At 43.2% G+C, this 13,048-nt stretch carries 10 protein-coding genes; 5 read left to right on the forward strand and 5 right to left on the reverse strand.

Annotation, left to right across the window (positions count from 1 at the left end):
• Nucleotides 1-16 precede the first annotated feature (16 nt).
• From lytF to NYE53_RS05185, 3 genes are all read right to left on the reverse strand, one after another.
• Complete coding sequence (lytF, locus tag NYE53_RS05175; RefSeq protein ID WP_339247593.1) at nt 17-1,477, reverse strand: peptidoglycan endopeptidase LytF; 1,461 nt, start codon at nt 1,475-1,477, stop codon at nt 17-19.
• Nucleotides 1,478-1,629: 152 nt separating this feature from the next.
• On the reverse strand, nt 1,630-2,070 hold the full coding sequence (gene nsrR, locus NYE53_RS05180) for a nitric oxide-sensing transcriptional repressor NsrR (RefSeq protein WP_014479293.1): 441 nt from the start codon (nt 2,068-2,070) through the stop codon (nt 1,630-1,632).
• Nucleotides 2,071-2,176: 106 nt separating this feature from the next.
• A complete protein-coding gene (locus tag NYE53_RS05185; RefSeq protein ID WP_223497616.1) occupies nt 2,177-3,835 on the reverse strand; it encodes a mechanosensitive ion channel in 1,659 nt (552 codons plus the stop codon).
• 30 nt (nt 3,836-3,865) lie between these two features.
• Here NYE53_RS05185 and spoVR point away from each other — a divergent pair, with 30 nt between their 5' ends.
• Nucleotides 3,866-5,272, forward strand: coding sequence for a stage V sporulation protein SpoVR (spoVR, locus tag NYE53_RS05190; RefSeq protein ID WP_014479295.1), 1,407 nt, complete (start codon nt 3,866-3,868; stop codon nt 5,270-5,272).
• Between the two features lie 29 nt (nt 5,273-5,301).
• Here spoVR and phoA read toward each other — a convergent pair whose 3' ends face one another.
• Nucleotides 5,302-6,687: an alkaline phosphatase PhoA gene (gene phoA, locus NYE53_RS05195; protein ID WP_339247598.1), complete on the reverse strand. Its 1,386-nt coding sequence runs from the start codon at nt 6,685-6,687 to the stop codon at nt 5,302-5,304.
• 530 nt (nt 6,688-7,217) lie between these two features.
• Between phoA and lytE the strand changes: the two genes are divergently transcribed.
• Nucleotides 7,218-8,222: a peptidoglycan endopeptidase LytE gene (lytE, locus tag NYE53_RS05200; protein ID WP_003244816.1), complete on the forward strand. Its 1,005-nt coding sequence runs from the start codon at nt 7,218-7,220 to the stop codon at nt 8,220-8,222.
• Between the two features lie 70 nt (nt 8,223-8,292).
• Here lytE and citR read toward each other — a convergent pair whose 3' ends face one another.
• Complete coding sequence (gene citR, locus NYE53_RS05205) at nt 8,293-9,168, reverse strand: transcriptional regulator CitR (RefSeq protein ID WP_003233357.1); 876 nt, start codon at nt 9,166-9,168, stop codon at nt 8,293-8,295.
• A gap of 108 nt (nt 9,169-9,276) precedes the next feature.
• Here citR and citA point away from each other — a divergent pair, with 108 nt between their 5' ends.
• The 3 genes from citA (at nt 9,277) to bcaP (ending at nt 12,967) form a co-directional block, all read left to right on the forward strand.
• Nucleotides 9,277-10,377, forward strand: a complete 1,101-nt coding sequence (gene citA, locus NYE53_RS05210) for a citrate synthase CitA (protein ID WP_047182345.1) — start codon at nt 9,277-9,279, stop codon at nt 10,375-10,377.
• 73 nt (nt 10,378-10,450) lie between these two features.
• Nucleotides 10,451-11,320 carry an SDR family oxidoreductase gene (locus NYE53_RS05215; protein ID WP_015483011.1) on the forward strand — a complete coding sequence of 290 codons (870 nt, stop codon included), beginning with the start codon at nt 10,451-10,453 and terminating at the stop codon, nt 11,318-11,320.
• Nucleotides 11,321-11,569: 249 nt separating this feature from the next.
• Entirely contained in the window at nt 11,570-12,967 is a 1,398-nt protein-coding gene (bcaP, locus tag NYE53_RS05220) for a branched-chain amino acid transporter BcaP (RefSeq protein ID WP_047182346.1), read from the forward strand.
• Nucleotides 12,968-13,048 lie beyond the last annotated feature (81 nt).

Raw genomic sequence — 13,048 nt, forward strand, 5'->3', positions numbered from 1 at the left:
CGCACAGTTTCTGTTTTTAGAAATATCGTTTTGCACCGAGATAGCGCTGTTTCCAGTAAGAGTTATTCATATTGGAAATGACAACTCCGGAATCGTTGGCATTTATGAATTCCCCGTTGCCTAGGTAAATTCCGACGTGGGAAGGGCCGGCTTTATATGTTGTAAAGAAAACGAAATCTCCGACAGCAGGCTGGCTAACTGATTTCATTGTGTTCCAATATCCTGCTGCCGTTAATCTAGATACGGATGTGACTTTGTTCAGTACATAGTAAATGAATCCGCTGCAGTCAAACCCGGACGGTGTCGTGCCTCCCCAGCGATACGGAACCCCAAGCTGCGCTTTAGCGGCCGAAATCATTGTGTTAATCTTCGCACTCGTTGAGCTGGTGGTGTTTGAAGAACCGGATGAAGACGATGATGAAGCTTTTCCGGAAATGACCAGCTTTTGGCCAACCTGCAAGACATCCGTTTTTAAATTGTTTTTCTCACGAATCTGCTGAGCTGTTACATTAAATTTTTGAGCAATCACCCATAAGGAATCACCGCTTTTCACCGTGTATGTAGTCGTCGTGCCGGAGCTTGCATTTGACGAAGAAGACGACGATGATGAAGAGCCTGAAGATGCTTTACCTGTCAGCTTTAATACTTGTCCAACGTACAGCACATCTGATTTCAGATTGTTGATATTACGGATTTGCTGTACAGTCAGGTTATAGTTATTTGCGATCTTCCAAAGTGAATCACCGCTTTTAACGGTATATTTAGTTGTTGCTGAAGTTTGGTTCGATTTGGATGAATTGTCTTTAGAAGACGTATCAGAGCCGCTTGATTTTGTTTTCAACACCTGATTCACGTAAATGGTGTCTGATTTTAAGTTGTTCAAGACCTTCAATTCAGCGATGGACATATTGACTTTGTTTGCAATTTTCCAAAGTGAATCTCCAAGCTGCACCTTATATGTTCCCGTAGAAGATGAAGAACTTGAACTCTTATTAGTACTGCTTTTTGAACTGGAGCTTGAACTCTTATTGGAACTGCTTTTTGTACTGGAACTTGAAGAAACAGTACCGGACACCTTTAATTTCTGCCCAGCACGAATTAAATCGCTGCTTAGTCCGTTTAATTTTTTCAGTTCCTGCACCGTCATTTTAAACTCATTTGCGATCAGCCAAAGTGAATCACCGCTTTTCACTGTGTAAACAGAACTTCCGCTCTTCTTGGTTGTTGAGCTTGAAGTAGATGAAGAAGTGCTGGAATTGCTGCCTGGAATAGTAAGCGTCTGGCCGATCGACAGAACAGTAGTCGAAAGATGATTGGCGGATGTGAGGGCCGCCACACTTGTGTTATAGGTTTGGGCCAGTTTCCATAAAGAATCTCCGCTTTTGACCTTAATCGTTGCTGCTTCAGCTGGTGTCACTACTAAAGTTGTGCCGACAATCGCAGATGCTGTCAGCCCTGCTGCTAATTTCTTTTTCATCTTAGCTCTCCTTTTTCCCCCAATGATTTTGCATTTGCTGTTTCTTTTTTATATCGGCACATTTGTCTCATCGTTTTGCCTTTTTATAAAAATAGCCAAATTATCTTAACAATAAGGGGGAAAAAGGGCATAAAAAAAGAAGGAATCTTGATCTATTCCTTCATTTTTAAAAGCTTCATGATATCTTCTTTGTTTTTGACGAGGTCGCGCAGTGTGTATTTGTCTAAAACTGCGAGGTAGGCCAAAAGCGCTTCATTCAGCACATGTTTTAAGCCGCAAACCGGGGAAATAACGCAGAGATTCTTGTTCGCATCAAAACATTCAACAATATTAAAATCGTCCTCCGTTTTTCTGACAACCTCACCGATGTTGATGTCTTCAGGTTCCATGCCTAATCGTATGCCGCCGCCCCGTCCGCGTATCGTTTCTACGTAGCCGAGCTGGCCGAGCCTGTATATGACTTTCATGAGATGATTTTTTGAAATAGAATACGTTTCGGCAATCTGTTTTATATTTGAAAGTTCTCCGGGACGCTCTGCAGCCAGAAAAATCAACACTCTTAATGAATAATCTGTATAATTGGTTAACTTCATAATAAGACCTCAGAATAAGACATTTTCTATATCTTATCATAATCGATTGAAAAATGAAAAAAAAGGAATTAAAAAACATGCACCCAGCTGGGTGCATGTTTTTTGCTTACATGTCATTCGGCGGATTTTGGTTTTTACGGTTTTTTTCGATTTCTGTGTTTTGCATTTTGCGTTCAAATGTAGACAGATAACGTGATGCAAAATCCTTACCGCCAAGGCCGAAGGATAAACCAAAAGCGAGTGCGAAGCCGCTAAGTACGATGATGAACGCGGAATTGACGATTGTCGCAGCGACACCAAGCTGATCCAGGGCCATAAAGAAAGCAAGTGCGATAATCGTATATTTAGCAATAGGTGCTAAAGACTTGAATTCCTGACCTTTTATCATGCTTGCGAGCACTTTTCTCACCAATTCTCCTGCGTAAAGGCCGAGTCCGAGAATGAATACTGCGACAAGGACATTCGGCAGATACGCGATGATGCCGGTGGCAATTTCTACGAGGAAGTGCAGCCGAACAATTTGAAGCGCCTCAGCTGTAAAGAGCAGAATGACAATGATTTGCGCAATCATACCGACAACTTGAGACAAGGACAGCTTTGCAGGCGTTCCGGCTTCCATGCCCATTTTCCCTAAGACAGAATCAAAGCCTGCGCGATGGAGCAGTCCGGACACCATGGATTTCACCCATTTTCCTGCCCAGATACCCGCTAATACAAGCACGATGGCAATCATGATGTTCGGAAGCATGTTTAAAATCGTATTCAGCATAGAGACAGCTGGTTTTGAAATGCCGGCGACATCCAGCTGATCAAGCGCTGAAATGACCACCGGAATCATAATGAGCACATAAGCGATTGTTCCGATGACTGCTGAAAGGCTTGTGTCTTTTAAGTAAATTGATAAACCCATACGTGCCGCGAATCTTTCCGTGCCGATGCTTGCAAGGAAATTCGTAATGATATCACGGACAAGGCGGGCAACAAGCCAGCCGATTAATACGATAAGCGCCGCTGCAAATAATTTCGGCAGAAAAGCGAGCACGCTTTCCATCATATTTGTAAAAGGACCTGAAATGCCGCTGATTTTCAAAGAAGATAAGACCCCTGGCAGAAAAACAAGCAGCACGAGATAAAAGACAATTTGTGAAGCGGTATTGACAGCCTGGTGAATATCTTTTCCTTCAGACACCAAATTCCACTTGCGCAGTTTGTCACTCGTGTTCAGCTTCATCCCGATTTTTTTGACAAGGAAGCTCAAAACAGAGGCTGCAGCCCATCCTAACAGCAGAATGAGTCCGGCTTTCAGCACGCTTGGGATCGCAGCTGCAATCGCCGAAAGCATACTGACAAACGGCGATGCCACTGTTGTCAGGTGCAAAATGTTAAAGAATAAAATAAAGACGATGATCAATGCGATAAAATAAACGACCTTGCTTATGACTTTTTCCGAGGAATAGCGTGAAGGCTTTTTCCCAGCAAAGAGCTTGTCGTCGATTTTTGTTTTGCTGAGTCCTTTGTATACCGCTTTTTCAATGATTTTAGCAATAGCCCAGCCGATTAATAAGACGAGTAAAGCAATGATTACGTTTGGCAGCTTACTGAGATAAGAAGAAAGCACGTCTGCTACATTCAATTGGTATCGCTCCTTTTTCGTAGTATGGTGTGTGTTTACCCACTGATCCAATAAGCAAACAGATGAATGTGCCGGGGGAATTTTTTCTTGCCCGAGTGAGACTATCATCTTTTGTATGGCGGGCTCATACATTATAGATAAGTCCAAGTAGGGGGGATTCGGTTGAACGCGGAGGAGAAGAAGGGATTACAGCGGGCAATTGAGGAAATTACCGAAATTGCAAAAGGATTCGGCCTTGATTTCTACCCGATGAGATATGAAATCTGCCCGGCTGAAATTATTTATACATTTGGCGCGTACGGGATGCCGACAAGATTCAGCCACTGGAGCTTCGGCAAGCAGTTTCATAAGATGAAGCTGCACTATGATCTAGGGTTAAGTAAGATCTATGAGCTGGTCATTAACTCAGATCCATGCTACGCTTTTTTGCTGGACAGCAACTCACTGATCCAAAATAAATTGATTGTCGCACACGTTCTTGCCCATTGCGATTTCTTCAAAAACAACTGCCGTTTCCAAAACACGAAGCGCGATATGGTGGAAAGCATGGCGGCAACGGCTGAACGGATAAAACACTATGAGCAGGTTCACGGGATTAAAGAAGTGGAATCTTTTTTAGATGCGATCCTTTCGATTCAGGAGCATATCGATCCGTCGTTGGTCCGACCAAAGCTCCAATGGAGTGTGGATGATGAGGAAGAGGAGATTGAAGAGGCAGCCACGCCTTACGATGATCTATGGTCTTTGGATGAAAAGAAACCGAAAAAACAAGTGAAAAAATCGAAAAAACCGTTCCCGCCTCGGCCTGAAAAAGATATCCTGCTTTTTATCGAGGAGCATTCCCGAGAGCTGGAGCCATGGCAGCGTGATATATTAACGATGATGAGAGAGGAAATGCTTTATTTCTGGCCTCAGCTGGAAACCAAGATTATGAATGAGGGCTGGGCTTCCTATTGGCACCAGCGAATTATACGTGAGCTTGATTTAACCTCTGATGAAGCGATCGAGTTCGCCAAGCTGAATGCAGGTGTCGTTCAGCCGTCCAAAACAGGCATTAATCCTTATTATTTAGGGCTAAAAATATTTGAAGACATTGAGGAGAGGTACAACAACCCGACGGAGGAAATGAAGAAAATGGGCGTGCAGCCTGACTCCGGCCGGGAGAAAATGTTTGAGGTCAGGGAGATTGAATCCGATATCTCTTTCATCCGCAATTATTTAACCAAAGAATTAGTTATGCGCGAGGATCTTTATTTGTTTCAAAAACAGGGCCGAGATTATAAAATCATCGATAAACAGTGGAAGTCGGTACGCGACCAGCTCGTAAGCATGCGGGTAAATGGCGGTTTTCCATATTTGACAGTAAACGACGGCGATTATATGAAAAATAACGAGCTCTATATTAAGCATTGGTATGAAGGAATAGAGTTAGATTTGAAATATTTGGAGAAAGTGCTCCCTTATTTATTCCAGCTTTGGGGAAGAAGCGTGCACATTGAGTCTGTGCTTGAGGATAAGGAAGTCATGTTTTCGTACGACGGAAAAGGTGTTCACCGCAGATATTTATAAAAAAGAGGATGCAGCGTTCTGCATCCTTTTTATTTTCCAGTTTTTAAAATCTTAAATATGATGTTTGCCTGGTCCGTATTGTTAATCAATCCGCGGAATTTTTCTTTTCCGGGGCCGTACGCGTATACCGGTACTTCTTCGCCGGTATGATCGGTACTCGTCCATCCGCTGTTGGAGCGAGTATTAAAAATCTTGATGATGGCTTTGTAGGCCCCTTTGCTTTTGTCAGCCTGTGCAGCTGCTTCAACGCTTTTGATTTCTTCAGATGTGACTTTCAGATTGCCATAGCGGGCGAGCACATCTTTAACCGGCTTGCCTTCACTGATTTTTTTGGCCATGAATTCAGGTGTTTTCTTAGCGGAGAGAATCGGTTCTGCGTGCCAATTCTTTTCCCCGTTTGCGCCAATGGTAAAGCCGCCGGTTGTATGGTCAGCAGTTGCAATCACAAGTGTATGTTTGTCTTTTTTCGCAAATTCAATCGCGGCTTTATAGGCCTGTTCAAAATCTTTAACCTCGCTCATGGCTCCTACTGTATCATTGTCATGGGCCGCCCAGTCAATCTGGCTCCCTTCGACCATCAAGAAAAATCCTTTTTTATTTTGGTTCAAGCGATCAATCGCTGAAACAGTCATTTCTTTGAGAGACGGTGTTTTGCTGTCACGGTCGAGCGCTTTAGCAAGCCCTCCATCTGCGAAAAGCCCGAGCACCTGTTGATCTTTATTTTTTTTCAATGCTTGTTTCGTTGTCACATAGCTGTAGCCGGCTTGTTTGAATTCCTTTGTCAAGTTTCTGTCCTTGCGGTTAAAATAAGATTTTCCGCCGCCGAGCAGCACGTCTATTTTATGTTTGCCTTTTATTTTGTCATCCATATAGCTGTTGGCGATTTGGTCCATGTTTTTCCGTGATTCATTGTGGGCGCCATATGCGGCTGGAGTGGCGTGGTTAATTTCAGACGTGGCGACAAGCCCTGTTGACTTGCCTTGCTGTTTGGCCTCTTCAAGTACAGATTTCACTTTTTCCCCGTTTTTATCGACGCCAATTGCATTGTTATATGTCTTAACGCCTGTTGCTAATGCTGTTCCGGCTGCTGCTGAATCTGTAATATTATAGTCAGGGTCATCCGGATGCGTCATCATCATGCCTGTCAGGTTCCGGTCAAATTCTGTTAACTTCGGGTTATTCGGTGTGTCACCGTTATTTTTCATGGAACGGTAGGCTCTTATGTAAGGCGTCCCCATGCCGTCGCCTATCATCACAATGACATTTCTGATCTCAGCTTTGTCTTGTTTTTTGGCGCTGGCCTTTTCTGTTTGCTGCAGCTCAGCTCCGGCAAAGATTCCAGCTGTAAGGACAGAAACAGCGGCGATTGGCAGAAGTTTTGATTTCATATTTTGAAACAAACTCATTTTTTTCATGCCTCCTTTAATGTATTCCGTTTATCATATTAGGGAAATTTTGTTAAATGCGGCTGTTGATCATGTAAACAATAAGTAAAGCCTTGTAAGGAAATGAAAAAACGCTTTTCGTTATCTTTCCTTATTTGATGTAAAGCATTCATTTTTCAGAAAAATCTTTACCTCTCTGTCTTTGCATGATATGTTTGTTTAAATAAAAAAACTGCGGATAACCGCAGCTCTCCTCGAATATTCTTTATCACTCATTTTTCCGATATGTGAGCCGACCCCGAAAGTTTTTCATTTATTTCCTTTATGTTGAAAAACATCCCATAAAACATGACAAAAGCACTCGTTTTTTGTCACCTTTGCAACGAAAATGAAATATTTAATACCCTTAAAAACTTTTTTTTTAGAACGAATAATTAAGAAATTTGTCACATGAAGTCAAGACTATTTCTGATGGGAATCTATCCTTATAATAGAAATCAATAAGATTAATTTAAAAAAAGAGATACATATATAGAGAGTTAACATTTGGGGAGGAAAATATGAAAAAGCAAATCATTACAGCTACGACAGCAGTTGTTTTAGGATCGACGTTATTTGCAGGAGCGGCATCTGCACAAAGCATTAAGGTGAAAAAAGGCGACACGTTATGGGATCTTTCAAGAAAATACGACACAACGATCAGTAAAATTAAATCAGAGAACCACCTTCGTTCAGACATTATTTATGTGGGACAAACTTTATCGATTAACGGCAAATCTACAAGTTCAAAAAGCAGCAGTTCTTCTTCCTCTTCCTCTACATACAAAGTAAAGAGCGGGGACAGCCTTTGGAAAATTTCAAAAAAATACGGCATGACAATCAATGAACTGAAGAAGCTGAATGGCTTAAAATCAGATTTGCTTCGTGTTGGACAAGTCCTGAAACTGAAAGGTTCAACTAGTTCAAGCAGCTCCAGCTCATCAAAAGTGTCATCGTCTTCAACGTCTACTTATAAAGTGAAGAGCGGAGACAGCCTTTCTAAAATTGCGAGCAAATACGGCACTACGGTTAGCAAATTAAAAAGCTTAAACGGCTTAAAATCAGATGTAATCTATGTCAACCAAGTATTGAAGGTGAAAGGAACAAGCACAAGCAGCTCAAAACCTGCTTCATCTTCATCATCTTCAAGCAGCAAAACGTCATCTACATCACTTAATGTGAGCAAACTGGTTTCTGATGCAAAAGCGTTAGTCGGAACGCCATATAAATGGGGCGGAACGACAACTTCCGGCTTTGACTGCAGCGGATTCATTTGGTACGTACTGAATAAACAAACAAGTGTGGGCAGAACAAGCACTGCAGGATACTGGAGTTCTATGAAGAGCATTGCCAGCCCGTCTGTTGGTGATTTCGTCTTCTTCACAACATATAAATCCGGCCCTTCTCACATGGGGATTTACATTGGAAACAACAGTTTCATTCATGCAGGATCTGACGGCGTACAAATCAGCAGCCTGAACAACAGCTACTGGAAGCCTCGTTACCTCGGTGCGAAAAGATTCTAATTTTTAGAGAAAACCCGTTCATTGGAACGGGTTTTTTTCATTAGACGGAGCACAGGCGTTTTGGTTGCTCCTAAAAATGAAAATGTGATAAAAAATCCAAGAATTTTTTTTCTTTCTTATTTTCATAAAGGGCAATCGCGTAAGCGCCGGCATAGGGCAGCTGTACAGACTGATAAGGAATTCTGATCATCTGTTTCTCTGCTAACTCACGCTTTACTGTAGATAAAGGCAGAAATGAAACTCCGAGTCCTTCCTTGATAAACCGTTTCGTTATATGTGTTTGAGTGACCTTCATTGTTCTCACAAATGGAAATGTCATTCTGACTTGACGGAGCAAGTCGTCCCAGTAATCAGGATGATTGTGGGTCAAAAGCAGGTATTGTTCGAGCACCTCTTTGGCATCAATTTCGTTGTCTTCTATGAAACGCTTATCGGGCGGGGCAACAAGGACGACAGGGTCTTTGTATAAGCAGTGGCAGCTTAAAGAAGAAGACTGTACCTTTAAACAGCTTAGTCCGATATCTGCTTCCCCGGCTTTAATCAGTGACGCGATTTCCGCTGATTCGAAAATCGTAACCGCCATTTCTGTTTCCGTATTCATTGCTGTGTACCGCTTCATGACAGAAGGAAGCACTGTATCTGCAATAAGCGGAGAAACCGCGAGCTGTAAGGTTTGAGAGTAGCCTTGTCTCACTCTGTGAAGCTCTGCCATGCTGTTTTCATAATCATCAAGAAGCCTGAGCGCATACGGCAAATACGCCCTGCCTTCATCAGTCAGCTGGATTTGCCTGCCTTTACGTTCGAACAGCTTGCAGCTGATTTCTTTTTCTAATTGCTTGATATGTACGGTCACAGTGGGCTGAGATAAGAAAAGCGTTTCCGCCGTTTTTCGGAAGTTTTCATATTTTGCAGCGGTCACAAAGGTGTGAAGCCATTTGAAATCCATTTCTATTCTCCCTCTGATTAATATTTTTAATTAATTCCCTTTAAAATATTCATTATTTTTTAAATATTATATTTACTATAATAACAGAAAAGGATAGGGGGAATACAAATGGTACATTACGGATTAAAGGGAATTACATGTGTGGAAACATCCATCAGCCATATTGATGGTGAAAAAGGGCGTCTGATTTACAGAGGACATCATGCAAAAGACATCGCACTGAATCACAGCTTTGAAGAAGCGGCTTATTTGATTTTATTTGGAAAACTGCCTTCAACTGAAGAATTGCAGGTATTTAAAGATAAGCTGGCTGCGGAACGGAACCTTCCGGAACACATTGAGCGTTTGATTCAATCACTGCCAAACAACATGGACGATATGTCGGTGCTGAGAACGGTTGTTTCAGCATTGGGGGAAAATACGTACACATTCCATCCGAAAACAGAAGAAGCAATCCGGCTGATTGCAATCACGCCTTCCATCATTGCATACAGAAAAAGATGGACGCGCGGTGAACAAGCAATTGCACCTTCTTCCCAGTACGGACATGTCGAAAACTACTATTATATGCTCACAGGTGAACAGCCTTCAGAGGCAAAAAAGAAAGCGCTTGAAACCTATATGATTCTGGCCATGGAGCACGGCATGAACGCATCCACTTTTTCAGCACGAGTCACGTTATCTACAGAGAGTGATTTAGTGTCAGCCGTCACGGCTGCTCTCGGCACGATGAAAGGTCCGCTGCACGGAGGCGCTCCTTCTGCGGTGACAAAAATGCTTGAAGACATTGGAGAAAAAGAACATGCTGAAGCATATCTGAAAGAAAAACTCGAAAAAGGAGAGCGCTTGATGGGATTCGGCCACAGGGTGTACAAAACAAAAGACCCGCGGGCAGAAGCTTTGAGACAGAAAGCAGAACAGGTGGCCGGCAATGACCGTGATCTTGATCTTGCGCTGCATGTAGAAGCAGAAGCGATTCGTTTGCTTGAAATCTACAAACCGGGACGAAAGCTGTACACAAATGTTGAATTTTACGCGGCTGCAGTGATGAAGGCCATCGATTTTGACGATGAATTGTTTACTCCGACCTTTTCAGCAAGCCGAATGGTAGGGTGGTGCGCCCATGTGCTGGAACAGGCAGAAAACAACATGATTTTCCGCCCGTCAGCGAAATATACCGGTGCCATTCCCGAGGAAGTTCTTTCATAACATATTTTGGCGTTTATTCATTTCTGTCGTGTGGTAACGTTCAGTATCAACCACATGTCTAGGAGTGATGAATGTGAACCCAATGGACAGACAAACAGAAGGACAAGAACCGCAGCATCAGGACAGACAGCCGGGCATTGAGTCAAAAATGAATCCGCTGCCGCTGTCAGAGGACGAGGATTATCGAGGAAGCGGAAAACTGAAAGGAAAAGTCGCGATCATTACTGGAGGCGACAGCGGAATAGGGAGAGCAGCAGCTATTGCCTTTGCTAAAGAGGGGGCTGATATCTCCATTCTATACTTAGACGAGCATTCGGACGCAGAGGAAACACGTAAACGGATCGAAAAGGAGAATGTCCGCTGCCTGCTTATCCCGGGAGATGTCGGGGACGAGAACCATTGTGAACAAGCTGTGCAGCAAACAGTGGACCATTTTGGTAAACTCGATATCTTAGTGAACAACGCCGCTGAACAGCATCCCCAGGACAGCATTCTTAATATTTCAACAGAACAGCTGGAAAAAACCTTTCGCACAAATATTTTTTCCATGTTTCATATGACGAAGAAAGCTTTGCCTCACCTGCAAGAGGGGAGTGCCATTATTAATACGACATCGATTACCGCTTATGAAGGGGATACGGCGTTAATTGATTATTCCAGCACAAAGGGTGCGATTGTCTCCTTTACGCGTTCCATGGCGAAGTCGCTTGCAGATAAAGGCATCAGAGTGAATGCGGTGGCGCCCGGTCCGATTTGGACACCGCTTATTCCGGCGACATTCCCTGAGGAAAAAGTGAAACAGCACGGCTTGGATACCCCAATGGGAAGACCGGGACAGCCGGTTGAGCATGCAGGCGCCTATGTTCTGCTTGCGTCTGACGAATCTTCCTATATGACAGGGCAGACCATTCATGTGAATGGCGGCCGTTTTATTTCAACGTAATCAACGAAAAACCAGCTCTAGAGCTGGTTTTTTTGTGTGGTAAAAAAATTCAAAATAAAAAATTTGTCGATTTTTCTAACAATTTTGTTTTCATTTTTGCAATTTTATATATAATATTGAGTAGGAGAAAGGAATGATTTGCGACCAGTACAAATATAGTAGAAAAACAGAAAAATGACCATTGTTGCTCATGAATTCAGAAAATTCAAATAAAATATATAAAAATAGATGATCGGGAGTTGAAGGGGAATGAAAGGGAGCGTATTTAGAAAGAAAAGCATTCAGGATTTAATCGCTGCGACGAGCGGTGAAAAGTCTTTAAAAAGAGAATTAGGGGCATTTGATTTAACGTTGCTTGGAATCGGCGCCATTATTGGTACAGGAATTTTTGTTCTGACGGGAACAGGTGCAGTCACGGCAGGTCCCGGACTGACCATTTCATTTGTTGTGGCGGCGCTGGCTTGTTTATTCGCCGCCCTGTCTTACGCGGAATTTGCGTCAAGTGTGCCTGTTTCAGGTTCGGTGTATACATTCACTTATGCGACATTGGGAGAGCTTATGGCCTTTATTATCGGGTGGGATTTAATTTTAGAATACATGCTGGCGGTAAGTGCAGTGTCGGTCGGCTGGTCTGGTTATTTCCAATCGTTTTTATCAGGGCTCGGCATTCATCTTCCGGTTGCTTTAACAGCGGCACCGGGCGCAGTGAAAGGCACTTTTACCCTGTTTAATCTTCCTGCATTCGTCATTGTAATGGCAATCACATATTTGCTTTATTTAGGCATCAAAGAATCAAAAAGAGTCAACAATATCATGGTTATCTTGAAGGTACTGGTTGTTCTGCTGTTTATCGCGGTGGCAGCCGTTTACGTGAAGCCGCACAACTGGCAGCCGTTTATGCCGATGGGCTTTGGCGGCGTGTTCAGTGCAGCGGCGCTCGTATTCTTTGCTTTTATCGGATTTGACGCTGTTTCCTCTGCTGCGGAAGAGACGAAAAATCCCGCGAAAGATCTGCCAAAAGGCATTATTTTCTCTTTATTGGTCTGCACGATTTTATATGTCACCGTATCAGCAATCATGACTGGGGTTATCCCGTTTGCTCAATTTGCGGGTGTGGATCATCCGGTTTCTCTAGTTCTTCAAAGCGCAGGGCAAAACTGGGTGGCTGGCATCATTGATATTGGCGCCGTGCTGGGAATGACAACAGTTATGCTCGTGATGCTTTACGGGCAGACACGCGTCATGTTTGCCATGTCGCGTGACGGACTTGTGCCGGGCTCACTTTCTAAAGTGCATCCAAAGCACAAAACACCTTATGTAGCCACTTGGTTTTTCGGAACGATGTCGGCGCTTCTCGGCTCACTTGTTCCGCTGGATGAACTTGCAAAGCTGGTAAACATCGGGACGCTGTCGGCATTTGTCCTGATTTCTGTGGCAGTTATCGTTTTGAGAAAGAAACAGCCTGATCTTCCGAGAGCTTTTAAATGCCCGGGAGTTCCCGTGATCCCAGGCCTGGCGATTCTGTTCTGCCTGTTCTTGATTTTAAATCTGGGATGGGTGACGATTGTCCGCTTCCTAGTGTGGCTGTTAATCGGTTTGGTAATTTATTTCCTGTATTCAAGAAAGCATTCAAAATTAAATCAATGAATAACCTTTTGATAAAGAGAGCGGCCATACAGGCCGCTCTCTTTTCTGTTCCTGGCAAATGAATCTATAGAAATGAAGACA

Source organism: Bacillus sp. FSL R5-0523, from assembly GCF_037975295.1.
Taxonomy (GTDB): domain Bacteria; phylum Bacillota; class Bacilli; order Bacillales; family Bacillaceae; genus Bacillus; species Bacillus subtilis.

Coding starts and splice junctions, on each gene's coding strand:
- lytF (WP_339247593.1), bottom strand. CDS start 1,477: ATGAAAAAGAAATTAGCAGCAGGGCTGACAGCATCTGCGATTGTCGGC.
- NYE53_RS05185 (WP_223497616.1), bottom strand. CDS start 3,835: ATGTATGAGCCCGCCATACAAAAGATGATAGTCTCACTCGGGCAAGAA.
- citA (WP_047182345.1), top strand. CDS start 9,277: ATGGTACATTACGGATTAAAGGGAATTACATGTGTGGAAACATCCATC.
- lytE (WP_003244816.1), top strand. CDS start 7,218: ATGAAAAAGCAAATCATTACAGCTACGACAGCAGTTGTTTTAGGATCG.
- phoA (WP_339247598.1), bottom strand. CDS start 6,687: ATGAAAAAAATGAGTTTGTTTCAAAATATGAAATCAAAACTTCTGCCA.
- citR (WP_003233357.1), bottom strand. CDS start 9,168: ATGGATTTCAAATGGCTTCACACCTTTGTGACCGCTGCAAAATATGAA.
- bcaP (WP_047182346.1), top strand. CDS start 11,570: ATGAAAGGGAGCGTATTTAGAAAGAAAAGCATTCAGGATTTAATCGCT.
- nsrR (WP_014479293.1), bottom strand. CDS start 2,070: ATGAAGTTAACCAATTATACAGATTATTCATTAAGAGTGTTGATTTTT.